24 protein-coding genes and 4 pseudogenes are annotated in these 24673 nt (G+C 68.6%); 3 read left to right on the top strand and 25 right to left on the bottom strand.

Going from position 1 to position 24673, the window contains the following annotated elements:
• Positions 1 to 80: 80 nt before the first annotated feature.
• The 18 genes and pseudogenes from lgt to nadA all read right to left on the bottom strand — a co-directional run bounded on the left by lgt (position 81) and on the right by nadA (position 16589).
• Positions 81 to 1791: pseudogene (lgt, locus tag GTV32_RS02590) on the bottom strand (prolipoprotein diacylglyceryl transferase).
• A gap of 82 nt (positions 1792 to 1873) precedes the next feature.
• Complete coding sequence (trpA, locus tag GTV32_RS02585) at positions 1874 to 2722, bottom strand: tryptophan synthase subunit alpha (RefSeq protein WP_161058813.1); 849 nt, start codon at positions 2720 to 2722, stop codon at positions 1874 to 1876.
• Complete coding sequence (gene trpB / locus GTV32_RS02580; protein WP_161058812.1) at positions 2719 to 3993, bottom strand: tryptophan synthase subunit beta; 1275 nt, start codon at positions 3991 to 3993, stop codon at positions 2719 to 2721. Before trpB ends, trpA begins: the two co-directional genes overlap by 4 nt.
• Positions 3994 to 4080: 87 nt before the next feature.
• A complete protein-coding gene (trpC, locus tag GTV32_RS02575; protein ID WP_161058811.1) occupies positions 4081 to 4899 on the bottom strand; it encodes an indole-3-glycerol phosphate synthase TrpC in 819 nt (272 codons plus the stop codon).
• A gap of 34 nt (positions 4900 to 4933) precedes the next feature.
• On the bottom strand, positions 4934 to 5731 hold the full coding sequence (locus GTV32_RS02570) for a TIGR02234 family membrane protein (RefSeq protein WP_161058810.1): 798 nt from the start codon (positions 5729 to 5731) through the stop codon (positions 4934 to 4936).
• Positions 5728 to 7287: an anthranilate synthase component I gene (locus GTV32_RS02565; protein WP_161058809.1), complete on the bottom strand. Its 1560-nt coding sequence runs from the start codon at positions 7285 to 7287 to the stop codon at positions 5728 to 5730. The genes GTV32_RS02570 and GTV32_RS02565 overlap by 4 nt, the downstream gene beginning before the upstream one ends.
• On the bottom strand, positions 7284 to 7463 hold the full coding sequence (locus GTV32_RS02560; protein ID WP_161058808.1) for a 4-oxalocrotonate tautomerase family protein: 180 nt from the start codon (positions 7461 to 7463) through the stop codon (positions 7284 to 7286). The genes GTV32_RS02565 and GTV32_RS02560 overlap by 4 nt, the downstream gene beginning before the upstream one ends.
• Positions 7464 to 7500: 37 nt before the next feature.
• A complete protein-coding gene (gene hisI / locus GTV32_RS02555) occupies positions 7501 to 7893 on the bottom strand; it encodes a phosphoribosyl-AMP cyclohydrolase (protein ID WP_161058807.1) in 393 nt (130 codons plus the stop codon).
• Positions 7894 to 7940: 47 nt separating this feature from the next.
• Entirely contained in the window at positions 7941 to 8714 is a 774-nt protein-coding gene (hisF, locus tag GTV32_RS02550) for an imidazole glycerol phosphate synthase subunit HisF (protein WP_161058806.1), read from the bottom strand.
• A 144-nt stretch (positions 8715 to 8858) separates the two neighbouring features.
• On the bottom strand, positions 8859 to 9707 hold the full coding sequence (locus GTV32_RS02545) for an inositol monophosphatase (protein ID WP_161058805.1): 849 nt from the start codon (positions 9705 to 9707) through the stop codon (positions 8859 to 8861).
• Complete coding sequence (priA, locus tag GTV32_RS02540) at positions 9707 to 10450, bottom strand: bifunctional 1-(5-phosphoribosyl)-5-((5-phosphoribosylamino)methylideneamino)imidazole-4-carboxamide isomerase/phosphoribosylanthranilate isomerase PriA (RefSeq protein WP_161058804.1); 744 nt, start codon at positions 10448 to 10450, stop codon at positions 9707 to 9709. Before priA ends, GTV32_RS02545 begins: the two co-directional genes overlap by 1 nt.
• Entirely contained in the window at positions 10443 to 10730 is a 288-nt protein-coding gene (locus GTV32_RS02535; RefSeq protein ID WP_161058803.1) for a hypothetical protein, read from the bottom strand. The genes priA and GTV32_RS02535 overlap by 8 nt, the downstream gene beginning before the upstream one ends.
• Positions 10727 to 11371 (bottom strand): imidazole glycerol phosphate synthase subunit HisH, encoded by a 645-nt coding sequence (gene hisH, locus GTV32_RS02530; RefSeq protein ID WP_161058802.1) that lies wholly within the window; start codon positions 11369 to 11371, stop codon positions 10727 to 10729. The genes GTV32_RS02535 and hisH overlap by 4 nt, the downstream gene beginning before the upstream one ends.
• Positions 11372 to 11384: 13 nt before the next feature.
• Positions 11385 to 12035, bottom strand: coding sequence for an imidazoleglycerol-phosphate dehydratase HisB (gene hisB / locus GTV32_RS02525; protein WP_161058801.1), 651 nt, complete (start codon positions 12033 to 12035; stop codon positions 11385 to 11387).
• Positions 12036 to 13172: a histidinol-phosphate transaminase gene (locus GTV32_RS02520; protein ID WP_161058800.1), complete on the bottom strand. Its 1137-nt coding sequence runs from the start codon at positions 13170 to 13172 to the stop codon at positions 12036 to 12038.
• Positions 13169 to 14509: a histidinol dehydrogenase gene (gene hisD / locus GTV32_RS23285; protein ID WP_237421663.1), complete on the bottom strand. Its 1341-nt coding sequence runs from the start codon at positions 14507 to 14509 to the stop codon at positions 13169 to 13171. The genes GTV32_RS02520 and hisD overlap by 4 nt, the downstream gene beginning before the upstream one ends.
• 135 nt (positions 14510 to 14644) lie before the next feature.
• Positions 14645 to 15523, bottom strand: a pseudogene (gene nadC, locus GTV32_RS23280) (carboxylating nicotinate-nucleotide diphosphorylase); the annotation flags it as partial.
• Positions 15516 to 16589, bottom strand: a complete 1074-nt coding sequence (gene nadA / locus GTV32_RS02510) for a quinolinate synthase NadA (protein WP_161058798.1) — start codon at positions 16587 to 16589, stop codon at positions 15516 to 15518. The pseudogene nadC and the gene nadA, both read right to left, overlap by 8 nt.
• A 237-nt stretch (positions 16590 to 16826) precedes the next feature.
• On the opposite strand from nadA, the gene GTV32_RS02505 reads away from it, so the two are divergent.
• Both GTV32_RS02505 and GTV32_RS02500 read left to right on the top strand, forming a co-directional pair.
• Positions 16827 to 17420, top strand: coding sequence for a helix-turn-helix transcriptional regulator (locus GTV32_RS02505; protein WP_161058797.1), 594 nt, complete (start codon positions 16827 to 16829; stop codon positions 17418 to 17420).
• A gap of 55 nt (positions 17421 to 17475) precedes the next feature.
• Positions 17476 to 18198: an NUDIX hydrolase gene (locus tag GTV32_RS02500; RefSeq protein ID WP_161058796.1), complete on the top strand. Its 723-nt coding sequence runs from the start codon at positions 17476 to 17478 to the stop codon at positions 18196 to 18198.
• An 82-nt stretch (positions 18199 to 18280) separates the two neighbouring features.
• Here the strand turns inward: GTV32_RS02500 and map are convergent, their stop codons facing one another.
• Positions 18281 to 19045, bottom strand: coding sequence for a type I methionyl aminopeptidase (gene map / locus GTV32_RS02495; protein WP_161058795.1), 765 nt, complete (start codon positions 19043 to 19045; stop codon positions 18281 to 18283).
• Positions 19046 to 19136: 91 nt separating this feature from the next.
• Between map and GTV32_RS02490 the strand changes: the two genes are divergently transcribed.
• On the top strand, positions 19137 to 19400 hold the full coding sequence (locus GTV32_RS02490) for a helix-turn-helix transcriptional regulator (protein ID WP_161058794.1): 264 nt from the start codon (positions 19137 to 19139) through the stop codon (positions 19398 to 19400).
• Here the strand turns inward: GTV32_RS02490 and GTV32_RS02485 are convergent.
• The 6 genes and pseudogenes from GTV32_RS02485 to GTV32_RS02460 all read right to left on the bottom strand — a co-directional run bounded on the left by GTV32_RS02485 (position 19388) and on the right by GTV32_RS02460 (position 24616).
• Positions 19388 to 20017 (bottom strand): DUF2567 domain-containing protein, encoded by a 630-nt coding sequence (locus tag GTV32_RS02485; RefSeq protein ID WP_161058793.1) that lies wholly within the window; start codon positions 20015 to 20017, stop codon positions 19388 to 19390. The two genes, GTV32_RS02490 and GTV32_RS02485, sit on opposite strands and share 13 nt — an antisense overlap.
• Entirely contained in the window at positions 19980 to 20252 is a 273-nt protein-coding gene (locus GTV32_RS02480) for a hypothetical protein (protein WP_161062297.1), read from the bottom strand. Before GTV32_RS02480 ends, GTV32_RS02485 begins: the two co-directional genes overlap by 38 nt.
• A 22-nt stretch (positions 20253 to 20274) precedes the next feature.
• Positions 20275 to 21314: pseudogene (gene bioB, locus GTV32_RS02475) on the bottom strand (biotin synthase BioB).
• On the bottom strand, positions 21311 to 22120 hold the full coding sequence (gene bioD, locus GTV32_RS02470) for a dethiobiotin synthase (protein ID WP_161058792.1): 810 nt from the start codon (positions 22118 to 22120) through the stop codon (positions 21311 to 21313). The pseudogene bioB and the gene bioD overlap by 4 nt, the downstream one beginning before the upstream one ends.
• Positions 22117 to 23300: pseudogene (locus tag GTV32_RS02465) on the bottom strand (8-amino-7-oxononanoate synthase). Before GTV32_RS02465 ends, bioD begins: the two are co-directional and overlap by 4 nt.
• Entirely contained in the window at positions 23297 to 24616 is a 1320-nt protein-coding gene (locus GTV32_RS02460) for an adenosylmethionine--8-amino-7-oxononanoate transaminase (RefSeq protein ID WP_161058791.1), read from the bottom strand. Before GTV32_RS02460 ends, GTV32_RS02465 begins: the two are co-directional and overlap by 4 nt.
• Positions 24617 to 24673 lie beyond the last annotated feature (57 nt).

The raw sequence follows: 24673 nt of genomic DNA, 5'->3' as shown, positions 1-24673 counted from the left end.
GTATCGGACGGTATCCGAGGATGCCGCCGACTGTGTTCGCTCACACGGACAACGGCGAACCGGTGACGGAGGTGTCGTCGTCAGCGCTGTTCGGAAGGCTCGTCCGTGTCGTCGGCGGTGCTGTCGGTGTCGTCGGCGGTGCTGTCGGCGTCAGTCGTGTTGCTGTCGACGTCATCTGTGTTGCTGTCGACGTCGGCGGCGGTGCCGTCGGCGTCAGTCGTGTTGCTGTCGGCGTCAGTCGTGTTGCTGTCGACGTCATCTGTGTTGCTGTCGACGTCGGCGGCGGTGCTGTCGGCGCCAGTCGCGGTGCTGTCGGCGCCAGTCGCGGTGCTGTCGACGTCAGTCGCGGTGCTGTCGACGTCAGTCGTGTTGCTGTCGACGTCATCTGTGTTGCTGTCGACGTCGGCGGCGGTGCCGTCGGCGTCAGTCGTGGTGCTGTCGGCGTCGGCGGCGGTGCTGTCGGCGTCAGTCGTGGTGCTGTCGACGTGATCTGTGTTGCTGTCGGCGTCAGTCGTGGTGCTGTCGGCGTCAGTCGTGGTGCTGTCGACGTCATCTGTGTTGCTGTCGACGTGATCTGTGTTGCTGTCGGCGTTGGTGGTGGTGGTGTCGACGGCACCTGGAGCGGACTCGGAAGCGTCGTCCTGCTCCGATTCCAGCACCCAGTCGTCGGTGGAGGACTCGGCCGTCAGTGGCTCCCCTTCATCGGTCCGGGGAGTGTGTCGAGCGATTGCGGCGGCAAGCGCGGCCTCGGCTGGGCTGTCGGCATCGGCACCGGTGTCGGCACGCCTGGCTCTGCCGCGCCTGGTGTCCGGCTCGGCGTGATCGACATCGTCGGCACCTGTGTCCTGGCGGTCATCGACGTATCCGACCACCCCCAGCTCCTCGAGTTCTTCGGCACGGCGTGGGTGATAGATCTCCAACCCCTGCTCGCGGCCACGTGGCGCGAGGACGAAATACGCCGCAGCACAGGCAAACACCAACACCGCGGTGAAGACGTTGATCCGAGTGCCGAAGATGTGCGTGGCCGGGTCGGATCGCATCAACTCCACGCCGAAACGACCCACGCAATAGCCGGCCACATACAGGGCGAACAAGCGTCCGTGACCGATCCGGAAACGCCGGTCGACGACGACGAGCAGGATGACCACCAGCACGTTCCACAACAGTTCGTAGAGGAACGTCGGGTGCACGATCGCCACCACATGCCCATTCGACGTGCCGGCGATCAGGCCGGGATCGGCGACCCCGTTCGCGTCGACCCGCTCGTAGATCTTCAGACCCCACGGCACTGTCGTCTCGCGTCCGTAGAGCTCCTGGTTGAAGTAGTTCCCGAGACGTCCGATGGCTTGCGCGAGCAGGATCGCCGGGGCGAGCGCATCACCGAACGGGGGATCTTGATGCCGTGTCGTCGCGCACCGATCCAGGCACCGAGCGCGCCGAGCAACACGGCCCCCAGATACCGAGGCCGCCATCCCAGATCTTCAGTGCGTCGATCGGCTCTTTCGGGCCGTCTCCGAAGTAGGTCTGCCAATCGGTGGCGACGTGGTACAACCGCCCGCCGACGAGGCCGAAGGGCACCGCCCAGATCGCGACGTCGAGGACCTCGCCTTCCTGCCCGCCTCTGGCCCTCCACCGCCGATCTCCCCACCAGACCGCGACGATGATCCCGACGATGATGCAGAGTGCGTAAGCGCGGAGCGGAAACGGTCCGACGTGCCAGACGCCCTCGGGCGGGCTCGGGAGATACGCCAGGACCATCGATCCTGCGGATCCAGTCCCGTCGAGAGTCATCGGCCCAGCAAAGGGTGTCGGCACCGTCACGTTGCCACCCTAACCGACGGACCGAACCGGGTCGTGGACCGGCGGCGGGAGCCTATGCGCCGCGCGAAGCCGGATCTGCAGGCGTCGCCGCACGAACACCCTCGGCGAGTTCGCCGACCAGCGAGCCGAGTTCGCTGGTGCCCTTCTTGGCCGCCGACACGAGCGCCGAGCCGACGATCACGCCGTCGGCATAGCTCGCGATCTCGGCGGCCTGCGCACCACTGCGAACGCCCAGACCGACTCCGATCGGGATGTCCGAGTGCGCTCGCACCCGTGCACAGAGCTCCGGCGCGGCGTCGGACACGGCGTCACGGGCGCCGGTGACGCCCATCGTCGACGCCGCATACACGAAGCCGCGCGACGCATCGACGGTCATCGCGAGTCGCTCGGCCGTCGACGATGGTGCGACCAGGTAGATGCGGTCGAGGTCGTGGGCGTCGGAGGCGGCTTCCCAGGCCGCACCCTCCTCCGGAATCAGGTTCGGGGTGATCAGCCCGGCACCTCCGGCGTTCGCCAGATCCTGTGCGAACCGGTCGACACCGTACTGCAGCACCGGGTTCCAGTAGCTCATCACGACGGCCTTGCCCCCGGCCGCGGAGATCGCCTCGACGGCTGCGAAGACGTCGCGGACCCGCACACCGTTGGTCAGCGCCAGATCGGCGGCCTCCTGGATGGTGGGACCGTCCATCACCGGATCGGAGTAGGGCACACCGACCTCGATGATGTCGCAGCCGGCGTCGACCATCGTCCGGAAGTACTCCACCGACTTCTCGACCGTGGGGTATCCGACGGGTAGGTACCCGATCAGGGCACTGCGGCCCTCATCGCGGCATCGGGCGAAGGTCGGGCCGAGCCTCGACGGCGCGGTGTGGGTCACGACCGCCGATTCCCCGGCACTCATACCGTCTCCCCTGTCTGTTCGCCGCCTGCCGTCGCCTCGTCCTGTGACGGTGGCTTGTCGAACAGGTGGAACCATTCCGCGGCGGTGTCGACGTCTTTGTCACCACGACCGGACAGACTCACGACGATGATCGCTCCGTCGCCGAGTTCGTGGCCCAGTTTGAGTGCCCCCGCGACGGCATGCGCGGACTCGATGGCCGGGATGATGCCCTCGCGACGACTCAGCAACGCGAGCGCGTCCATCGCCTCGGTGTCGGTGATCGGCTGGTAATCGGCGCGGCCGATGTCCTTCAGATATGCGTGTTCGGGACCGACGCCGGGATAGTCCAGACCCGCTGAGATCGAATGCGATTCGATCGTCTGCCCGTCCTCGTCCTGCAGCAGGTAGGAGTAGGCGCCCTGGAACGCACCCGGTGTGCCGCCGGTGAAGGTCGCGGCATGCCGACCGGTCTCCACGCCGTCGCCGGCCGCCTCATATCCGACGAGTCGCACGCCCTCGTCGTCGATGAACGGATGGAAGATCCCGATCGCGTTGGACCCGCCGCCCACGCACGCCACCACGGCATCGGGCAGACGTCCGACCTGCTCCTGGATCTGCGCACGCGCCTCGAGTCCGACGACCCGCTGAAAATCCCGGACCATGGTGGGGAACGGATGTGGACCGGCGGCCGTGCCGAAGCAGTAATAGGTGTTGTGCGCGTTGGTCACCCAGTCACGCATCGCCTCGTTGATGGCGTCCTTGAGGGTTGCCGAACCGTTGTCTACAGCGATCACCTCGGCGCCGAGGAGCCGCATCCGGGCCACGTTCAATGCCTGGCGGTCGGTGTCGACCCGGCCCATGTAGACCACGCAGTCGAGTCCGAGCAACGCGCAGGCGGTCGCGGTGGCGACCCCGTGCTGACCGGCACCGGTCTCCGCGATCACCCGGGACTTGCCCATGCGCTGCGCGAGCAATGCCTGCCCGAGCACGTTGTTGATCTTGTGCGAGCCGGTATGATTCAGATCCTCGCGCTTGAGGAAAAGCCTTGCGCCACCGGCATCTTCACGTAGCCTCCCCGCCTCGTACAGCGGCGATGGCCGACCCGTGTAGTCCCGTTGCAACCGATCGAGTTCGGCCAGATAGTCGTCGTCGCGGCGCAATTTCTGATACGTCGTGGTGACCTCGTCGATCACTGCCATCAACGCCTCGGGGACGTGGCGTCCGCCGTATACGCCGAAATGGCCGCTCTCGTCTGGCTCGATCGAGGTACGGGTGGTGAGCCCGACGCTCATGGCCGGGTAGGGAACGTTGGGGGAATCGGTATTCGCGCTCACGGTCTCTTGTCGTCGACTATCAGGGTCAGCGGGCGGAAGTGACCGTCAGCGAACCGGTTTCGGGCAGGAAGGGTGTGTCCCGGCGGTCACCAGTTCGGAGACGGCCGCCCGCGGGTTGCCACTTGTGACGAGCCCTTCGCCGACGAGCACGGCATCGGCTCCCGCCCCGGCGTAGGCCAACAGGTCGGCAGTGCCGCGAACACCGGATTCGGCGACCCGGATCACCCGGGTCGGCAGACCGGGGGCGATGCGGGCGAAGCAGTCACGGTCCACTTCGAGGGTCTTCAGATTGCGCGCGTTGACGCCCACCACCGAAGCACCGGCCTCGAGCGCGCGATCGGCCTCTTCCTCGGTGTGCACCTCGACGAGTGCCGTCATGCCGAGACTCTCGGTGCGATCGAGCAACGACGCCAGCACGTTCTGCTCGAGTGCCGCGACGATCAGCAGGATCACGTCGGCACCGTGTGCCCGGGCCTCGTGGATCTGATAGGGCCCGACGATGAAGTCCTTGCGCAGCACCGGGATGTTCACCGCGGCCCGCACACTGTCGAGATCGGCGAGCGATCCGCGGAATCGGCGCTGCTCGGTCAGCACACTGATGATCCGGGCGCCACCGGCCTCATAGGCTGCGGCCAGCTCGGCGGGGTCGGCGATGGAGGCCAGATCACCCTTGGACGGGCTGGCACGCTTCACCTCGGCGATGACACCGATGCCCGGCTTGTTGAACGCGGCCATGGCGTCGATGGGATCTGGGGCCTGCGCGGACGCCGCTTTCACAGCCGCGTAGTCGAGCACGGCTTCGCGCGCGGCGACGTCAGCTTTCACTCCCTCGATGATGGAGTCGAGGACAGTCGGCGTACTCACGACGTGTGGGCCCCCTTTCGATGTTCGTGTGTTCTCAGGGTAGACCGGTGCCCGAATCGTCCTGTGGCCGGGTTGGCCGCTCACGGCCGTCGTCCGCGGGGGTGTCCGGGACATCGGTGGGATCGATCCCGGTGTCGAGTGCGTCCCACATCATGCGTTCGTTCGCCGGCGGCGCTTCGTTACGTTCATCGGTGGGTGCGGCGTCGCCGGAACCCGTGTCGCCGGTGGCCGCGGCGCCGGCAGCGCGCTCGTGTTCGGCGAAGATCTGGCGTTCCAGTTCTTCGCGACGCGCACCGGGAGTCTTGTACTTCGAGGACATCCCGGCTCCCCCCGCCACCCGCAGGAGCAGGACGCCGGCGAGGACCGCGCAAACGGTGCCGGCGAGCGCCACCACCGCCGCCCACGAGTTGGTGGTGATCAGCAAGACCTGGAATCGGCCGGGGAGATCAGCGGCGTCGGAGGCGTAGTCGGAGTCGGCACCGCCGGTCATCAGCGAGATGGCCGGGATCGCGGCCAGGACGCCACCCGCGGCGACAAGGATCGCGATCACCCGAAGACCCCATCCGCGCACCGAGAACGCCGCGAGGACAGCCGCGAGCAACACCAGCGCCAGCGGCGTCAGCCACGGGCTCCAGTCCGACCCTTTGACGTCGAAATCGCGCGCGGGGGCCAGACCGTCCGCGGCGAGTACCCGGCACCACACCAGCCGCGACGCCGACCAGAAGGCCAACGCCGCCAACGCGAGCAGAATCGCGGCGAGCATCTGGCGTCGACGCATGAACGACTTGGTGGCGGCCGCCGGATCGGCGCTCGATGGTGTCGGTGCGTTCATCGGGTCCCGCTCTCCGCCGCGACCTCGCCGGCGCCCGATCCCACCCGCCGCATCGTGCCCGCGGCCGCAACCGCGTTGAGCACGGCGGTCGCCTTGTTGCGCGCTTCGTTGTATTCGTATTCGGGTTCGCTGTCGGCCACCACGCCGCCACCTGCCTGCACAAATGCGCGTCCACCCGACATCAACGCCGTGCGGATCGCGATGGCGGTGTCGGCGTTGCCGGCGAAATCGAGATAACCGACGATCCCGCCGTAGAGACCGCGCCGCGTCACCTCGTGCTCGTCGATGAGTTCCATGGCACGCACCTTCGGCGCGCCGGTGAGGGTGCCCGCCGGAAAGCATGCCGTCACGGCGTCGAGCGCGTGTTTGTCGTCGCGCAGGGTCCCGGAGACCGTCGAGACGAGGTGCATCACGTGGCTGTACCGCTCGACGTGGCGGTAGTCGCTGACCTTCACCGTGCCGGGTCGGCAGACGCGACCGAGATCGTTGCGTCCGAGGTCGACCAGCATCAGATGCTCGGCGTTCTCCTTCTCGTCCTCGACGAGGCCCTTGGCGAGGAGTTGATCTTCTTCCTCGGTGGCACCACGCCAGCGTGTGCCCGCGATGGGATGGGTGGTGGCCACCCCGTCGGACACGGTGACGAGCGCCTCGGGGCTGCTCCCGACGATGGTGAAGGGGCCGGTGCCGCCGCCCGTGTGACCGGGCATCCGCAGCAGATACATGTACGGACTCGGGTTGGACGCGCGCAGCACCCGGTACACGTCGACGGGGTCGGCGTCGGTCTCCATCTCGAAGCGCTGCGACGGCACCACCTGGAATGCCTCGCCCGCTTCGATCTCACCCACCAGGGACGTGACGATCTCGCTGTACTCCTCGAGTGTCCGCTGTGAGCGGTACTCGGGCGTGGGGCGGTCGAAGTGCGACACCGTGGACGGCGACGGCGCGGCGAGGGCTGCGGTCATGCGGTCGAGGCGTGCCACCGCGTCGGTGTAGGCCTGCTCCACTCGCTCGGACGAGCCGTCCCAGTTCACCGCGTTCGCGATCAGGGTGATGGTGCCCTCGTGGTGATCGACCGCGGCGAGGTCGGTCGCCAGCAGCATCATCATGTCGGGGAGCCCCAGATCGTCCTTCGTGGTCTCCGGCAGCCGCTCGAGCCTGCGCACCATGTCGTAGGCGAAGAAACCGACGAAGCCGCCGGTCAGCGGCGGCATGTCCGGGAAGGAGTCGGTCGCGAGCAGGCGCAGCGACTCGGCCAGCGCCTCGATCGGGTCGCCTCCGTCGGGAGCGCCCGTCGGGACCTCACCCCACCACCGCGCCTGGCCGTCGGCGACGGTGAGCGCCGACGGCGAGTGCGCGCCGATGAACGACCAGCGCGACCACGAACGGCCGTTCTCCGCCGACTCCAGCAGGAAGGTGCCCTCCCGGTCGCCTGCCAGCTTTCGATAGGCCGACAAGGGCGTCTCGGAATCGGCGAGCACCTTGCGCGTGACGGGGACGACGCGATGGTCGGCCGCGAGGTCGAGGAACTCCGCGAGGGTCGTCGTGTCGGAGCTCATCCCAGCGGCTCGCCGCCGACGCCCCACTGCTGCCGGGGGATCTCGGTGATGGTCACCCACACCGAGTCGGGATTCTTGCCGGTCGCCTTCGCGTAGGCATCGGTCACCGCCGCGATGGTCTCTCGTTTGACCCGGTCGGACAGGCCCGGGGTCTGCGAGATCTGGATCATTGGCATCGGCGCCGTCACCGCCTTTCTTCTCGACTGGTCGGGTTCATTCTCCCCCGCCGACGCCGGACGACCCGTCGCCCGGGGGTGCGTCGGGTGCCGAGAGCGGCAGCGATGGGGTGTCGAAACAACTGTGATTACCGGTATGGCATGCGGCGCCCACCTGATCGACCACCAACAACACCGTGTCGCCGTCGCAATCGAGCCGGACGTCGTGGACGTACTGGGTGTGGCCGCTGGTCTCGCCCTTCACCCAGTACTGCTGCCGCGAACGCGAATAGTAGGTGGCGCGCCGGGTGGTCAGCGTCTGCTCGAGGGCGGCGTCGTCCATCCACGCCATCATCAAGACCGTGCCGGTCTCGCGTTCCTGTGCCACCGCGGCGAACAACCCGTCGTCGTTGCGTTTGAGGCGGGCCGCGATGTCGGGGTCGAGCGCCATGTCGGTGTCCTGTCGTGTCGTCGAGTGCGTTCCGGGGCAACGTCGGGTCAGCGGACGATGATTCCCTCGGCCGCCATCGCGGCCTTCACATCGGGAATGGTCAGCTCGCCGAAATGGAACACCGAGGCGGCCAGCACCGCGTCGGCACCGGCCGCCACCGCCGGCGCGAAGTCGGCGATCGCACCCGCACCGCCGCTCGCGATCACCGGCACATCGACCTCGGCGCGTACCGCGGTCAGCATGCGCAGGTCGAAACCACGCTTGGTGCCGTCGGCATCCATCGAGTTGAGGAGAATCTCACCGACGCCGAGTTCCTGTCCGCGTCGAGCCCAGTCGACTGCGTCTATACCGGTTCCGCGGCGGCCACCGTGGGTGGTGACCTCCCAGCCCGAAGCGGTGGGCTCGTCGCCCTCCGGAACAGTCCGCGCGTCCACGGACAGCACGATGCACTGCGACCCGAAGCGACGGCTCATCTCGGCGAGCACCTCGGGACGGGCGATCGCCGCGGTGTTGACGCTGACCTTGTCGGCGCCGGCACGCAACATGGTGTCCACGTCATCGACGGTGCGGATGCCACCGCCGACGGTCAGCGGGATGAAGATCTGGTCCGCTGTCCGCTTGACGACCTCGATCATCGTCGACCGGCCGGAGCTCGACGCCGTGACGTCGAGGAAGGTCAGTTCGTCTGCACCCTCGCCGTCGTATCGGGCGGCGAGTTCGACGGGATCACCCGCGTCACGCAGGTTCTGGAAGTTGACCCCCTTGACGACCCGACCGTCGTCCACGTCGAGACAAGGGATGACGCGTACCGCAACTGTCATCGAAAAGCCCTCCCGGTCGAGACGTCCCCGACAACACCGTCGAGACAAGGGATGACACGTACCGCAACTGTCATCGAAAAGCCCTCCCGGTCGAGACGTCCCCGACAACACCGTCGAGACAAGGGATGACCCGTACCGCAACTGTCATGGTTGACCTCCCGAGTTGTCGAGGTGACCGGTGTCGGCGGGATGCGTCCCCCACTCGTCGCCGACCACGTCGTCGATGACCGTCATCAGCTCCGCGTGCAGACCCGGCGCCGCACACACCAGCGACGTCGACTCCGCGGTCCACGGCGCGCCGCCGAGGTCAGACGCCACTCCCCCGGCCGCGCGCACGAGTGCCGCACCGGCCGCGTTGTCCCAGGCGTGACGACCGAAAGCGATTGCCCCGCCGAAGATCCCCGCCGCGGTGTAGGCCATGTCGACGCCGGTGCTACCGGTCATTCGCAGCCGCGCGACCCGAGAACTCAACGCCCGGATGACATCTGCTCGCCGCGCTCCGGGATAGCGCCCTTTCGCACCCGCGTTGAACGGGCCATAGGCGATGGCCGATGTCTGCAGGTCGATCGGGGTCAACGGTGCCGCCGGCTTGCCGTCGACGAGCAGTGGACCATCGACGTGCCCGGCAAATCGGCGCCCGAGCACCGGCAACCAGGTGAGCCCGAGTACCGGGTCTCCGTCGACGAGCAGCCCGAGCAGGATGCCCGCCAGCGGGAGACCGGTCGAGTAGTTGTAGGTGCCGTCCACCGGGTCGAGTACCCAGACCGCCCCCTCGGTGACCGACGGGCCGCCGAATTCCTCACCATGGACCGGGATCTGGGTGCGCTCGGCGAGTTCGCGGGCGATCCGTCGCTCCAGATCGAGGTCGACCTGGGTCGCGAAATCCGTGGGCCCTTTGGCGACGGCGCTCGGCGCGCCGAGTCCGGCCACGAAGTCGTCGGCGACCGAGTCGAGGATGGAGCTCGCCGTGTCGAGCAGTCTCAGGTGGTCCATCACGTCCCGGCGACCGCCGACAACGCCTGGGGCAGGGTGAACCGGCCGGCGTACAGCGCTTTGCCGACGATCGCCCCTTCCACGCCGCGGTCGACGAGACCGGCGATCGCGACCAGATCCTCGAGGGCCGATACGCCGCCGGACGCGACGACGGGGGCCGATGTGGCCGTGGCGACTTCAGCCAGGAGCTCCAGATTCGGACCGGCGAGGGTGCCGTCCTTGGAGACGTCGGTGACCACGTAGCGCGCGCATCCGTCGCGGTCGAGGCGCTCGAGCACCTCCCACAGGTCTCCGCCGTCGGTGACCCAGCCCCGCCCGCGGAGACGATAGGACTCCCCTTCGCGGATGACGTCGAGCCCGACCGCGATCCGGTCGCCGTGACGTTCGATCGCCCGTGCGCACCATTCCGGGTTCTCCAGCGCGGCCGTTCCGAGATTCACTCGGGTGCAACCGGTCCCGAGCGCCGCCGCGAGCGAGTCGTCGTCGCGGATACCGCCGGAGAGTTCGACCTTCACGTCGAGCTCACCCACGACGTCGGCCAGCAGCTCTCGATTGTTGCCGCGACCGAACGCGGCGTCGAGATCGACGAGATGGATCCACTCGGCCCCGTCGGTCTGCCAGGCCAGCGCGGCCTCCCTCGGCGACCCGTAGGAGGTCTCGGTGCCGGCGGCGCCTTGGACCAGACGCACGGCCTGCCCGTCGGCGACGTCGACGGCGGGGAGGAGTTCAAGGGTGTTACCCATCGGTGGATGTGTTCCTGTCTGTCGGATCGGAGGGATGGGGCTGGGCCGAACGCGCGGCCAGGATCTCATGCTCGGCACGGTCGATCATGCGTCGGGAGACGCCGCCGATCACCCCGATCATGGCCAGCACCGCGAGCAGTGCGATGACGAGCCCCGCAATGGGCGACCACTGCGCGACGCCCAGGATCACCGGGATCGCCACCAGCAGTACGACGACACCCGCGCCGAGCGAGTACAGGACCAGCTTGCCGTAGGAGAATCGGGTGTCGTCGACCTTCATGCCAGCGACCGCACCCAGTTGCGGAGCAGGTGCGCACCGGCGTCACCGGACTTCTCCGGGTGGAACTGGGTCGCGGCGAGGGCGCCGTTCTCGACTGCCGCGAGGAACGGCCCACCGTGCGTCGCCCATGTCAGCTTCGGTGGATCGATCCGCGAACCGTCGGTGTCCATGTCCCAGTCCTGCACGGCGTAGGAGTGCACGAAATAGAAGCGGGTGTCGGCGTCCAGACCGTCGAACAGCACCGACCCGGCGGCCGCGTCCACGGTGTTCCAACCCATGTGCGGGAGCACCTCGGCCGGGAGCCGGCTGACAGTACCCGGCCACTCGCCGCATCCCTGTGCCTCGACGCCGAATTCGACGCCGCGCTCGAACAGGATCTGCATGCCGACACAGATGCCGAGCACCGGCCGCCCACCGGCCAGTCGCTGGTCGATGATGCGGTGCCCGGTGACCGCGGTCAGCCCCTCGATACAGGAGGCGAAGGCTCCGACCCCGGGGACCACGAGTCCGTCACACTCCGTCGCGATGTCGCGGTCGTCGGTGACGGTCACCTCGGCCCCGGCCCGTTCGAGTGCGCGCTGCGCCGAACGCAGGTTGCCCGAACCGTAGTCGAGGATGGTGACCGCCGGCGCACCGCTCATCGCGTGCACCCCATCACAAGGCGCCCTTGGTGGACGGCACGCCGCTGACCCGGGGGTCGTTCTCGGTGGCGGCACGCAATGCACGGGCCACCGCCTTGAACTCGGCCTCGGTGATGTGGTGCTGATCGCGGCCGTACAGCACGCGCACGTGGAGTGCGATCCGCGCGTTGAGCGCGATCGCCTCGAAGATATGCCGGTTGATGACCGTCGAGTACGGCACACCCGGATATCCGCCGATGACAGCGGTGAGCATGTGCTCGGGTTCGCCGGTGTGGACGCAGTAGGGGCGGCCGGACACGTCGACAGCCGCGTGCGCGAGCGACTCGTCCATGGGTATCCAGGCGTCGCCGAACCGCCGGATGCCCTTCTTGTCGCCGAGCGCCTGACCAAGGGCCTGTCCGAGCACGATCGAGGTGTCCTCGATGGTGTGGTGCCCCTCGACCTCGATGTCACCCTTGGCCTCGACTGTCAGATCGAAACTGCCGTGCTGGCCGAACGCGGTGAGCATGTGGTCGAAGAACGCGATACCGGTGGAGATCTTCGTGACGCCGGTGCCGTCGAGGTCGAGTTCGACCGCTATCGACGACTCCCGGGTGGTGCGTTCGACACGCGCCGAGCGAGCGGTGCGCCGGCGTTCTTGTTCGGGCGGCTGTGCGGTGGTCACTTACCCATTCTCCAGATCTGTTGACGCGAGCGTGCGGCTGACGTCGAGGAAGGCGTCGTTCTCGGCTGCCAGGCCGATGGTGACACGCAGATGGCCGGTGATCCCGACGTCCCGGATCAACACGCCGTGGTCGAGGTAACGTCGCCAGCTCGCGGGTGCGTCGGTGAAGTGGCCGAACAGCAGGAAGTTGGCGTCGGAGTCCACCACCCGGTAGCCCACTTCGGACAGTTCCTCGGCGACGCGCTTGCGTTCGGCGATGATGGCCGCGACACCCGCGAGCGTGTCGTCGCGATGCCGCAGCGCCGCCCGTGCCGACGCCTGCGTCAGCACCGACAGGTGGTACGGGAGACGGACCAGGAGCAGCGCCTCCACGATCGCGGGCGCCGCCGCCAGGTAGCCCAGACGCCCGCCGGCGAACGCGAACGCCTTGCTCATGGTGCGGCTGACGACGACCGTGGCCGGGAACTCGTCGATCAGTTCGACCGCACTCGGCCGTTCCGAGAACTCGCCGTATGCCTCGTCGACGATCACGATGCCCGGCGCCGCCTCGACGATCCGCCGGAGATCGTCCAGGGTGACCGAACCGCCGGTCGGGTTGTTGGGCGAGGTCACGAACACCACGTCCGGTTGCCGCGCCGTCACCTCGGCGACCGCGTAGTCGATGTCGAGACCGAAGTCGGCGGCCCGATGTGCGGCGAGCCAGGTGGTGTCGGTGCCATCGGAGATGATCGGGTGCATCGAGTACGACGGCACAAACCCGAGGGAGCTGCGGCCCGGCCCGGCGAACGCCTGCAGCAACTGCTGCAGGATCTCGTTGGAACCGTTTGCCGCCCAGAGGTTCTCGACGCCGAGCGACACACCGGTCGCGGCAGAGAGATACTCCGCCAGATCGGTCCGCAGGGCGACCGCGTCGCGGTCGGGATAGCGGTGCAGCGACGCGGCCGCGACACGCGTCGACGCCGCGACGTCGTCGATCAGCGCGGCCGACGGCGGGTGCGGGTTCTCGTTGGTGTTGAGGACCACCGGGACCTCGAGTTGCGGTGCGCCGTAAGCACTCTTGCCACGCAAGTTGTCACGCAGGGGCAGATCGTCGACGGTGATGCCGGAGCCGGGGATCACCGTGTCGGTTGCGCTCACCGCTCACCTCCGGCAAATCGTTGCCTCACCGCGTCGCCGTGACCGGGCAGGTCCTCGGCGTCGGCGAGCGTCACGACCTTGTCGGCGACCTCGCGCAACGCAGCCTCGTCGTAGTCGATGACGTGCACGCCCTTGAGGAATGTCTGCACCGACAGTCCGGACGCGAACCGCGCCGAACCCGACGTCGGGAGAACGTGATTCGATCCCGCGCAATAGTCACCGAGACTGACGGGCGCATACGGGCCGACGAAGATCGCGCCGGCGTTGTGCACCCGATCGGCAACCGACGCGGCGTCTCGCGTCTGGATCTCGAGATGCTCCGCGGCATAGGCATCGACTACGGCCAGACCCGCCTCCAGGTCGTCGACGAGCACCACCCCGGACTGCTTGCCGGACAGGGCGGTGGTCACGCGCTCACGATGTTTGGTGGCCGCCACCTGGGTGTCGAGTGCGACATCGACCGCATCGGCGAGATCGACGCTGTCGGTCACGAGCACCGACGCCGCCAGGACATCGTGCTCGGCCTGACTGATCAGGTCGGAGGCGAGGATGCCCGCGTCGGCACTGTCGTCGGCGAGGATGGCGATCTCGGTCGGGCCAGCCTCGGAGTCGATGCCGACCACACCGCGGCACAGGCGCTTGGCCGCGGTCACGTAGATGTTGCCCGGGCCGGTGATGAGGTCGACCGGGTCGAGGATGGCGCCGGGGTCGTCGGCGGCGTCGGTGTCGGTGCCCCCGTACGTGAGCAGTGCCACGCCCTGCGCACCGCCGACCGCCCACACCTCATCGACGTCGAGCAGCGCGCACGCGGCGAGGATGGTCGGGTGCGGCCAGCCACCGAAGTCCTTCTGCGGAGGCGATGCGATCACCAGCGAACCGACGCCCGCCTCCTGGGCGGGGACGACGTTCATGATCACCGACGACGGGTACACCGCATTGCCGCCGGGCACGTAGAGCCCGACGCGACGTACCGGGATCCACTTCTCGCTGACCACTCCACCGTCGACAACCTGGGTGCGCGAGGTCTCCCGCCGCTGATCGGCATGCACCTTGCGGGCCCGGGTGATGGATTCGCGCAGCGCGTCGGCCACCGCGGGGTCTAGGTCGGCCAGCGCCGCAGCGATCACCGTCGCCGGGACACGGACCGACGTGGGGCGGACACCGTCGAACGTGGCCCCGAACTCGAGAGCGGCGTCGACGCCACGCTCGGCGATCTCGTGAACCACCGGCGCCACCGTGTCGAGGACGGCGTTGACATCGGTGCCCCCGCGCGGCAACGCTCGACGCAGTTCAGCGAGCGTCGGGGTGGCACCGCGCAGGTCGGTTCGGGCGAGCATGAGCTTCTCCTGTTGGGCTGAGGTTTCCCGTCCAGGATATGGGGTCGTGCCACGCGACTCCCAATCCGTAGCACCAGTCCGCGCCCAGCGCCGACTATTGCTACGGATTCGCGGGGGTGCCGGGATGTCGAGTCCGAGGTCGAGGACGGTGACCGAATGGGTCAGCGCGCCCACGGCGAGATAGTCGACACCTGTGCGGGCGTAGTCGGCGGCCACGTCGAGCGTGAGCCCACCAGAACTCTCCAGCTTCGTGTGCGGCGACCGCTTGTTGCGGCGCTGCACCGCCATCTGCGTCTCCCACAGCGCGAAGTTGTCGAGGAGCACCAACTGCGGTTCGAGCGGCAGCACCTCGTCGAGTTGGGCGAGCGAATCGACCTCGACCTCGACCGGCAGGTCGGGGGCGGCCGCACGCACCGCGCTCAACGCCGCGCTCACCGAACCAGCCGCCACCACATGGTTGTCCTTGATGAGCGCAGCGTCGCCGAGACCCATGCGGTGGTTCACCCCGCCACCGGCGCGCACGGCGTACTTCTGCAGGTACCGCATCCCGGGCAGCGTCTTGCGTGAATCGCGCACCTTGGCGTTCGTCCCCTCCACCTGCGCCACCCAGCGAGCCGTCGCCGTGGCGATGCCGGACAGGTGAGAGACCAGGTTGAGCGCCGTCCGCTCGGCCGTCAGGAGAGCGGCGGTGGGAGCCTGCACGCTGAGCACCACATCCCCTGGCCGGACGGAACTGCCGTCGGGAACAGCGGTGGTCACCGCGTACTCACCCGCACCGATGACCTCGTCGAACACCGCGAGGACCACCGCCACCCCGGCGATCACGCCGTCGGCCCTGCTGACGACTGCGGCGTCGGTCCGGGCATCGGCGGGCACGGTCGCGAGAGTCGTGACATCGGGGCCGTAGCGCAGATCCTCGTCGAGCGCGGTCCGGATCAACGTCCGGACGTCCTCGGTGACGGTCAGCTCGAGATCGTGGCCGGCCCGGGCCTGGCCGACAAAGGCTTCACTCACCGGAGCCGGGGTTCCCGATCGAGATCATCCGCTCGACACTCTTGCGCGCACGCTCGGCGACATCGGGTGCCACGTGGACCTCGTCACGGCCCTCGCGCAACGAACGCAGCAGCGCCGCCGGGGTGATCATCTTCATGTACGGGCACGACGCGCGATCGTTGACGGCCTGGAAATCGACGGTCGGTGCGGCCTTGCGCAGTTGGTGCAGCATCCCGATCTCGGTGGCCACCAGGACCTGCTTGGCCCCGGTCTGGCGGGCGGCGTCGAGCATGCCGCCGGTGGACAGGATCTTGACGCGGTCCTCCGGCACAGCCCCCTCGCCGGCGAGGTAGAGCGCAGACGTCGCGCATCCGCATTCGGGATGGATGAACAGATCGGCCTCCGGGTGGGCGCTCGCCTGGTCGGCGAGTTCGTCGCCGTTGATGCCCGCGTGCACGTGGCATTCGCCCGCCCAGATGTGGATGTTGTCGCGGCCCGTCTCCCGCTTCACGTGCGCGCCGAGGAACTGATCCGGGAGGAAGAGCACATCGCGATCGGGATCGATCGAGGCGACGACGTCCACGGCGTTCGATGACGTGCAGCAGATGTCGGTGAGCCCCTTCACCTCCGCGGTCGTGTTCACATACGAGACCACCACCGCGTCGGGGAATTCCGCCTTCCACTCGCGCAGTTCGTCGGCCGTGATGGAGTCGGCCAGCGAACACCCGGCGCGGGCGTCGGGGATCAGCACCCGCTTCTCGGGGCTGAGGATCTTCGCGGTCTCGGCCATGAAGTGCACACCACAGAAGATGATCTCGTCAGCGTCGACCTCGGCGGCGATCCGTGACAGCGCCAGCGAGTCGCCGACGTGGTCGGCGACATCCTGGATCGCGGGAAGCTGGTAGTTGTGCGCGAGCAACGTCGCATTGCGCGCCCGGGCCAACCGTCGGACCTCGTCGGCCCATTCGGGGGTCGGCTCCACGCCGGTGTATCCACCGGGGCCGTCGGTCCACACGGCATCCATCAGACCGATGTCGCCGCTCGTCACGCCGGACGCCGCGGCCGGACGGTCGCTGGTGATGCTCATCTGCCACTCCTCTACCGGTCGCGCTCGGAGCACGGGTCATGCGGCCGAGCCAGGTTTTCGACTGGTGATCGAAAACGCTGTCCATCGTAACACCGGTCACATCTGCGGCATTCCCTCGCCGATTCGAGTAGTCCACTACGCGTTTGCCCGCGAGCGCCGAACCATAGCGTCGGCCAGGTACAGACCTCATCCGGCCAGTCCAGACCACGGCCACCGGACCAGATTGCGAGCAACGCGATGACCGTCTCCCCATCCGACAGCTTCCGCCCCGCCCCCGCACCGACGCGTCCTCGTCCCACTCCGCCCGGCATCGGACGTCCCGATGCCGCCGCGCGGCGCCGCGAGGCCGCCCTCGCCCGCCTGGCCGCCCGACGGATGCCCCTGCCCGGCCAGCCCATGGCGATCCCCGCCACCTCGTCGCCGGCGCGCGTATTGCCCACGTCGCCCGCGGCGCCGCGCGTGCATCCGGCCGACGGACGATCACACATGCGGTTGATCCCGAGCACCGATCCGGTTCCGTACGGCACATCGTCGTTCGCGGCGCCACCGGCCCCACGAGCGACGTCACCGGCATTGCGACCGCATCCCGAGAACCCCACCCGCCGGCGGCCCGGCCTCACCGACCGCGAGGTCCAGGTGCTCCGCACCTGGCTGCTCACCGATTCCAAGATCTGCGTGGCCGCCGAACTCTCGATCTCGATCGGCACGGTGAACACGCATCTGACGCGAATCCGGGCCAAGTACACGTCGGTCGAGCGCACCGCCCGCACCAAGGCCGCGCTGGCGGCCCGAGCGATCCAAGACGGGATTCTCGCACTCGACGAACTGTGAGTCACGGCGTGGCGACGGGCGGGCGGGCGGCCCCGACACCCATACAATCGACGCCATGCCACCGCCGCCGCCGTCGTCGCCCGCCGGCCCGGACGGGTCACGCGGGGTGCGCGTCGAGGTGTTGACCGCGGTGTTCCAGGTGCGCGCAGCCGGCCCGGACTCGACTTCCGCGTTATGTGTCCTGCTCGAGCGGACCGCCACCACGGGCACGTGGTCGCTGCCGGGTGGCGACGTCGCCGACGACGAGACGCTCGAGACCAGTTCGCGACGTCTGGTCGCCGACAAGGTCGACATCGGGAAGATCGCTCACCTGGAGCAGTTGGCCGTGTTCTCCGGTCCCCGCCGAGTCCCCGGCGCGCGCACCATCGCGTCCACGTACCTCGGACTCGTCCCGAGCGACGTTCGCGCGCCGCTGACCGAGACCACGGCCTGGCATGCTGTCGACGCCTTGCCGGACCTCGCCTTCGATCACGGCGAGATCGTCGCCGCCGCGCGACATCGTCTGGCCGCCAAACTGTCGTACACCAACATCGCCTTCGCGCTGGCCCCGGCACGCTTCCCGATGTCGGAACTATCCGAGATCTACTGTGCGGCACTCGGTTACCCGGTCGACACAACCAATCTGCTCCGCATCCTCAGTCGTCGTGCAGTGGTGGTGGCCACCGGAACGGTCGGCAAGACCGGACGGTCCGGCGGTCGCCCGCCTGCCCTGTATGCGTTCGCCGACACCCGACTGCGGGTCACCGACGAGTTCGCGACACTCCGGCCGCCGATGTGACCCGTACGCGGGCTCCGGGCCTACGTCAAAGACCAGGTCGGGACAACACGCTGTCGTGACAACATGCCTGACGCACCCCCTGTCACAGCGCGGTGAGCACCTGGGCATCACCCTCGGTGATCGCGATCGTGTGCTCGCTGTGCGAGGTACGTGAACCGTCGGCGGACCGGATAGTCCAACCGTCGGGGTCGTAGACGATCCGGGACGTGCTCTGCGCCAGCCACGGTTCCAGCGCCAACGTGAGCCCGGGCCGCAACCGCATCCCGTGCCCGGCGCGCCCCAGGTTGGGCACATGTGGATCCTCGTGCATGGTTCGACCCAATCCGTGACCACCGAACTCGGTGTTGACGAGATAGCCCTGGGATGTGCAGATCTCGCCGATGGCCGCCGAGATGTCGCCGAGACGGTTTCCCGCTCGGGCCGCCGCAATCCCCGCCGACAGGGCGGCCCTCGTGGTCTCGACCAGGCGCTCGTCGTCGCCGAGTGCGGACCCGACGATCACCGTCCGCGCCGAGTCGGCCACCCAACCGTCGATCGCCACGGCGATGTCCATGCTGAGCACGTCGCCGTCGGCGAGGACATGGTCGTGTGGCAGACCGTGCAGCACGGCGTCGTTGACCGACAGGCAGATGACATTGCGAAACGGTCCTCGACCGAATGAAGGTTCGTAGTCCCAGTAGCACGAGACCGCCCCGCGTCGCTCGATGAGCCGACGGGCCCGCATCTCGAGGTCGAGGAGATTCACGCCGACCTGCGCACGACCCGCCAGATCCTCGAGCAGCTCAGCGATGAACTGCCCGGTCACCCGCATTGCAGCAACCTCTTCGGGTGATTTCAGTTCGATCACTACGACCTCCGGTAGCCGACTCCTACGTATTTAAATACCACCCTACGCACGGAGGCCGGTATTTTCATACCAGGGTCGCTAGAGTGGGCACATGGTTCGCGCACCCTTGACAGCTGAGCAGATCGCCGCCGGCCGAAGGCTGGGAGCGCTGTTGCGCGACGGTCGTGGCAGCCGCACGACGAACGAGGTCGCGCGCGCGGCGGGGATATCGCCGGAGACGTTGCGCAAGATCGAGGGTGGTCGGCTGTTGACCCCGTCGTTCGCGACGGTCGTCGCATTGAGCCGGGTGCTCGACATCTCGGTCGAGACGCTCGCCGCCGCCGTGAGCGACGAGGCGATCGCTCACATCGGCTGAGGCGTGGGCCGCAACGGCTCGTCGACACCGACGTCGGGCAGGTCGCCGACCCCGAGATCACCGGTCCGTGCGGCGAGCGCGAATCCGAGATAGACCAACGCCGCGGCGAGCGGCGCGCAGACGAACAGGACCCATGGACCGCCGACCCCACCGCGCACCGCGCCGTCGAGCCAGAGGTCCGGGACCACGTCGAAGGTCGCACCGACCGGCGACGAGCGCGGATCGTCGAAACGCCAGTCGGCCACCCTCGTACCGACCCACGCGGCGATGAGCGAACCGGCCACCGTCGCCACCGCCACGGCCGCGAATCCCAGTGGACCGCGCCATCGACGACTCGCGATCCAGGCGATCACCACGGCGACCGCTCCGTAGCCGAACAGCAGGAGGGCGAAGGTCCCGACACCTGCGAACTCCTCGGGGAACTCGCCCGCCGGGATGATCGCGGAGTCGGCGGCGAGAACCCGGCCGGACATCGCCGGGGTCACCGCCGCCCAGATCATGCCCACCACCGACCCGAGCAGCACCACCGAACCGACCACCGCGACCAGTGGTCCGGGGCCGGCGGTCGGCGTGCGTCGGTCACCGCCGGCCCAATTCGGACGAGTCGATCGTGCCATGGCGGGAGCAGCGTGCACCCCACCCATCGGGGCGGACCTGCACCACCATGCGCCGACCGCACTGCCCGCAGAACCGGGGCGGTTCCAGGCCCATCCGTGCCGCGGGCGGCACCGCGCCCGGTGACTCCAGTTCGAGTTCGAGGCCGGTGTACACACCGAACCGGCAGGGCTCGGCCAACGGGCCCGGGATCTCATGCAGCGCGCCCGGAGCGCCCGAGGGCCCCGGCGTCGTCATCGGAGACGTCACGTCGTCGAGCCTAGATGCTGTCGTTGAGCGCTTTGATCGGCATCGACAGATCCGACAGGAGATCGAGGTCGTCCTCGGCCGGTCGTCCCAGCGTGGTGAGGTAGTTGCCGACGATGACGGCGTTGATCCCGCCGAGGATGCCCTGCTGGGCGCCGAGGTCGCCGAGCGTGATCTCGCGGCCACCCGCGAAGCGCAGGATGGTGCGCGGCAACGCGAGACGGAATGCGGCAACCGCCGTCAGCGCTTCGGACGCAGGCAGCACATCGAGGTCACCGAACGGGGTGCCCGGACGCGGATTGAGGAAGTTGAGCGGAACCTCGTCGGGCTCCAGCGACGCGAGGTCGGCAGCGAACTCGGCGCGCTGCTCGAGGCTCTCCCCATGCCGAGGATGCCGCCGCAACACACCTCCATCCCGGCGTCGCGGACCATGCGCAACGTGTCCCATCGCTCCTCCCACGTGTGGGTGGTCACGACGTTCGGGAAGTGGCTGCGTGCCGTCTCCAGATTGTGGTTGTACCGGTGCACACCCATGTCCTTGAGCTGATCCACCTGCTCTTGGGTGAGCATCCCGAGGCTGCAGGCGATCTGGATGTCGACCTCGTTGCGGATCGCCTCGATACCGGCCGCGACCTGGCTCAGCAGGCGCTTGTCCGGTCCGCGTACGGCTGCCACGATGCAGAACTCCGTGGCGCCGGTCTTCGCGGTCTGCTTGGCCGCCTCCACGAGTGACGGGATGTCGATCCACGCACTTCGTACCGGTGACGCGAAAAGTCCTGACTGCGAACAGAAATGGCAGTCCTCGGGGCAACCGCCGGTCTTGAGGGAGATGATCCCCTCCACCTCGACCTCGGGTCCGCACCACCGCATCCGGACGTCGTGGGCGAGTTGCAGCAGCTCGGTCAGGCGGTCCTCGGGAAGCCGCAGCACCTCGAGGATCTGGTCGCGGTTCAATGGCTCCCCGCGGTCGAGCACCTGTGCGCGCGCGACGTCGAGGATGTCGTCCGATGTGGGCCGCCGATCGGTGCCGGGTGCAACGGATGCCTGGGTCACGAGTGAACTCCTTCTGTGGACTGACTGTCGGGGTGGGCGGCTACCCACGTGGAGGATTCGGGTGCGATCGGCGGGAATCCGGGTCTTGTCGACCGGGAGGCATCGCTCGACGGCGGGGCACTCTCGCGCCGGAGCCACTCGGGATCGATCCACGACGGCGCGCGGCGACGGAACTCCGCGGGTGCGAGGGTCCCGGCACCCGCCGGGAGCACACCGACGATGGGCACGCCCGTGACGCGCGGGAGATCCGTACGGTTGCAGGTCATCGCGAGGTCGGGTTCGGCGGGCCACGAGCCCACCACCAGACCCGCTGGGCGCAGACCTCGTGCGACGATCGCGCCCACCGTGAGCTCCGCATGATTGAGCGCACCGAGTCCGGCCGGCACCACGACGACGACACCGGCATCGGTGGCCGCGGCGACGTCCAGAAGGGTGAGTCCTTCTGCCAGCCGGACCAGGATGCCACCGGCACCCTCGACAAAGGTGACGTCGTGGGCTGCGGACATCGCGCCGACCGCGGCCGCCACGGCCTCGGGATCCAGTGCGTCCATCCCTGCGCGCCGGGCCGCGGTGTCCGGGGCCAGCGGGTCGGGGAAGCGCGCACATTCCGCGGTGGCGACCGGCCCGGCCAGTCGCTCGATCACCGCCAGGTCGCCGGGCTCGCCCGGCGCGATCCCGGTCTGCGCCGGCTTGCACACGGCCGCAGTCAGTTCCGCATCCACCGCAGCCACGACCAGCGCAGCGGTGACGATGGTCTTGCCGACGTCGGTGGACGTACCGGTGACCGCCAGAACACGTCCCGTCATCGCGCTCCGACCTCGCGCAGTGCATCGTTGATCACAGCGGCGACGTGATCGAGCACCGGGCCGTCGAGATCGGCACGCACCGTCACACGCAGTCGCGAGGTGCCTGCGGGCACCGACGGCGGGCGGAAACAGCCGACGAGCACACCGTGCTCTCGACAGATCGCCGCAGCGGCCACCGCACGCTGCGGTTCCCCGACGATCAACGAGATCACCGCGGCGGACGGGGCGGGTGCACCGATCGCGACAGCGAGCCGGGTGGCGTTGGCGCGCAACCGCTCCGGCGTCGCGGCGCCCGAACGGAGGAGTCCGAGGGCAGCGCGGGCCGCGCCCACGGCCGCCGGATTGAGGCCGGTGTCGAAGATGAACGTCCGTGCCCGATCGATCAGATGCGCACGTAGCAGCTCGGAGCCGAGTACCACCCCGCCTTGCGCCCCGAGCGATTTGGAGAGCACCGTGGTGACGACCAAGTCGGGTGCGCCGGAGAGTCCGAGTTCGGCGACCAGTCCACGGCCACCGGGCCCACGTACCCCCAGAGCGTGCGCCTCGTCGACCAGGAGGGCTGCACCGTGATCGCGGGCGGCCGAATACAACTCGGCCACCGGCGCCGGATCGCCGTCGATGCTGTACACCGAATCGGTGACCACCAGGGCCCGCTGTTCGGTCCGCTCGCGTAGGGCCGCTCGCACCGCGGCGTGGTCGCCGCGCTCGGTGACCACCACCCGTGCGCGCGACAGCCGGCACCCATCGATCAGCGATGCGTGCGTGCCGGTGTCGCTGACGATCAGGTCGCCGCGCCCGGCCAACGCGGTGATCGCGCCGATGTTGCCGAGATAGCCCGACGAGAAGGCCAGCGCAGCGGGGAAGCCGAGGAAGTCGGCGAGATCGTCCTCGAGATCGACATGGAGTTCGGTGGTCCCGACGACGAGCCTCGACGCGGTCGATCCGGCCCCCAGGTGTCCAGTGCGGCATGCGCACCGGCGATCACCGCTGGATGGCCGGACAGGCCGAGGTAGTCGTTGGACGCCAGATTGACCATCGTCGCATCCGGTGGCCGGACGACCGGGTCGCGGTGGAGTCCGGCGGCGCGTAGTGCGGCGGCCTCGTCGGCCAGCCAGGCCAGCGCGTCGTCGACGTCGGCGGCCTGCGCGAGTGCGGTCTGCGAGAGATCGGTGGTGGTCATCGCGCGGCTCCCGCGATCAGATCGGCGGCGAGACAAGCCTGCGCGGCGGCCCGCACGCCGCGGGTGATGGTGTCGACGTCGTCGTCGGTGCACACGAAAGGCGGCATCACGTAGATGAGGTCCCGGAACGGCCGGAGCCACACGCCCGCGTCGAGGGCGGCGGCGCCGGCGACCGCGACGTCGACCGGACGGTCGAGTTGCACGACCCCGATGGCGCCGCACACCCGAACCTCGACGACACCCGTCCGACCGACGAGTTCGGCCAGGCCCGAACGCAATCGGTTCTCGATACGCGCGACCCGCTCCCGCCATGGGGAGTCGAGCAGCAGTTCGACGGCCGCCACCGCGACGGCACAGGCCAGCGGGTTGGCCATGAACGTCGGTCCGTGGGCGAGCCCGCCGGCCTCCCCGGCACTGATCACCTCGGCGATCTCGGCGGTGCACAGTGTGGCCGCCAGGGTCAGATACCCGCCCGTCAGCGCCTTGCCCAGACACATGATGTCCGGCGCCACCCCGGCGTGGTCGGCCGCGAACAGCGCCCCGGTGCGGCCGAATCCGGTCGCGATCTCGTCGAAGATCAGCAGGATGCCGGCACGGTCGCAGATCCGGCGCAGTTCCGTGAGATACCGCGGGTCGTGGAAGCGCATTCCGCCCGCACCCTGCACGACCGGTTCGACGATGACGGCCGCGAGGCGGTCGCGGTGTTCGTCGACCGCGTTCTCGAGAACGCGGACATAGTCGTCGTCGAAGGCCGCAGGCGGCGCGGGGGCGAAGACCTGCTCGGTGAGGACATCGGTCCACATCGAATGCATCCCGCCGTCGGGGTCACAGACGCTCATCGGGGTGAAGGTGTCGCCGTGGTAGCCGCCGCGCCACGTGAGCAGCCGGGTCCGCTGTGGCTGACCGCGACTGCGCCAGTACTGCAGGGCCATCTTGACCGCCACCTCGACCGACACCGAACCGGAATCGCAGAAGAAGACCTTCTGGAGTGGACCCGGGGTGATCGACGCGAGCAGTTGTGCCAATCGCGCAGCGGGTTCATGGGTCAGGCCGCCGAACATGACGTGCGACATCGATCCGATCTGACGGGTCACCGCGTCATCGAGCACCGGATGGCGGTAGCCGTGGATTGCCGCCCACCACGAGCTCATCCCGTCGACGACACCGCGCCCGTCGGCCAGTTCGAGCCGGACCCCCTGCGCACCACGCACGACAAGGGGTGCCGGCTGATCCGAGTCGGTGCCGGAGGCCGTCATCGCGCCATACGGATGCCAGACGTGCTCGGCATCGATACGACTGATGGTGGCCTCGTCCACGGCGATGTCCTTCGGGTTCGGGAGACACAGGTCGGGCTGACCGCGTCCTGGACACTG

This window comes from Gordonia sp. SID5947 (assembly GCF_009862785.1).
GTDB lineage: Bacteria > Actinomycetota > Actinomycetes > Mycobacteriales > Mycobacteriaceae > Gordonia.
Note: the sequence above shows the minus strand (reverse complement) of the source record. Positions and strands in the feature narration are given on the sequence as shown.

Excerpts from the sequence above, each read along its gene's own strand:
- GTV32_RS02560 (WP_161058808.1), bottom strand. The coding sequence starts at position 7,463 with ATGCCAATGATCCAGATCTCGCAGACCCCGGGCCTGTCCGACCGGGTC.
- GTV32_RS02480 (WP_161062297.1), bottom strand. The coding sequence starts at position 20,252 with ATGACGACGCCGGGGCCCTCGGGCGCTCCGGGCGCGCTGCATGAGATC.
- trpB (WP_161058812.1), bottom strand. The coding sequence starts at position 3,993 with ATGAGCGTCGGGCTCACCACCCGTACCTCGATCGAGCCAGACGAGAGC.
- hisI (WP_161058807.1), bottom strand. The coding sequence starts at position 7,893 with ATGGCGCTCGACCCCGACATCGCGGCCCGCCTCAAACGCAACGACGAC.
- hisH (WP_161058802.1), bottom strand. The coding sequence starts at position 11,371 with ATGAGCGGTGCGCCGGCGGTCACCATCCTCGACTACGGTTCGGGCAAC.
- GTV32_RS02535 (WP_161058803.1), bottom strand. The coding sequence starts at position 10,730 with ATGAAGGTCGACGACACCCGATTCTCCTACGGCAAGCTGGTCCTGTAC.
- nadA (WP_161058798.1), bottom strand. The coding sequence starts at position 16,589 with ATGAGCATCACCAGCGACCGTCCGGCCGCGGCGTCCGGCGTGACGAGC.
- trpA (WP_161058813.1), bottom strand. The coding sequence starts at position 2,722 with ATGAGTGCCGGGGAATCGGCGGTCGTGACCCACACCGCGCCGTCGAGG.
- bioD (WP_161058792.1), bottom strand. The coding sequence starts at position 22,120 with ATGACGGGACGTGTTCTGGCGGTCACCGGTACGTCCACCGACGTCGGC.
- GTV32_RS02485 (WP_161058793.1), bottom strand. The coding sequence starts at position 20,017 with ATGGCACGATCGACTCGTCCGAATTGGGCCGGCGGTGACCGACGCACG.
- GTV32_RS02490 (WP_161058794.1), top strand. The coding sequence starts at position 19,137 with ATGGTTCGCGCACCCTTGACAGCTGAGCAGATCGCCGCCGGCCGAAGG.
- GTV32_RS02545 (WP_161058805.1), bottom strand. The coding sequence starts at position 9,707 with ATGGACCACCTGAGACTGCTCGACACGGCGAGCTCCATCCTCGACTCG.
- GTV32_RS02500 (WP_161058796.1), top strand. The coding sequence starts at position 17,476 with ATGCCACCGCCGCCGCCGTCGTCGCCCGCCGGCCCGGACGGGTCACGC.
- GTV32_RS02565 (WP_161058809.1), bottom strand. The coding sequence starts at position 7,287 with ATGAGCTCCGACACGACGACCCTCGCGGAGTTCCTCGACCTCGCGGCC.
- GTV32_RS02505 (WP_161058797.1), top strand. The coding sequence starts at position 16,827 with ATGACCGTCTCCCCATCCGACAGCTTCCGCCCCGCCCCCGCACCGACG.
- priA (WP_161058804.1), bottom strand. The coding sequence starts at position 10,450 with ATGGGTAACACCCTTGAACTCCTCCCCGCCGTCGACGTCGCCGACGGG.
- hisF (WP_161058806.1), bottom strand. The coding sequence starts at position 8,714 with ATGACAGTTGCGGTACGCGTCATCCCTTGTCTCGACGTGGACGACGGT.
- hisD (WP_237421663.1), bottom strand. The coding sequence starts at position 14,509 with ATGCTCGCCCGAACCGACCTGCGCGGTGCCACCCCGACGCTCGCTGAA.
- GTV32_RS02570 (WP_161058810.1), bottom strand. The coding sequence starts at position 5,731 with ATGAACGCACCGACACCATCGAGCGCCGATCCGGCGGCCGCCACCAAG.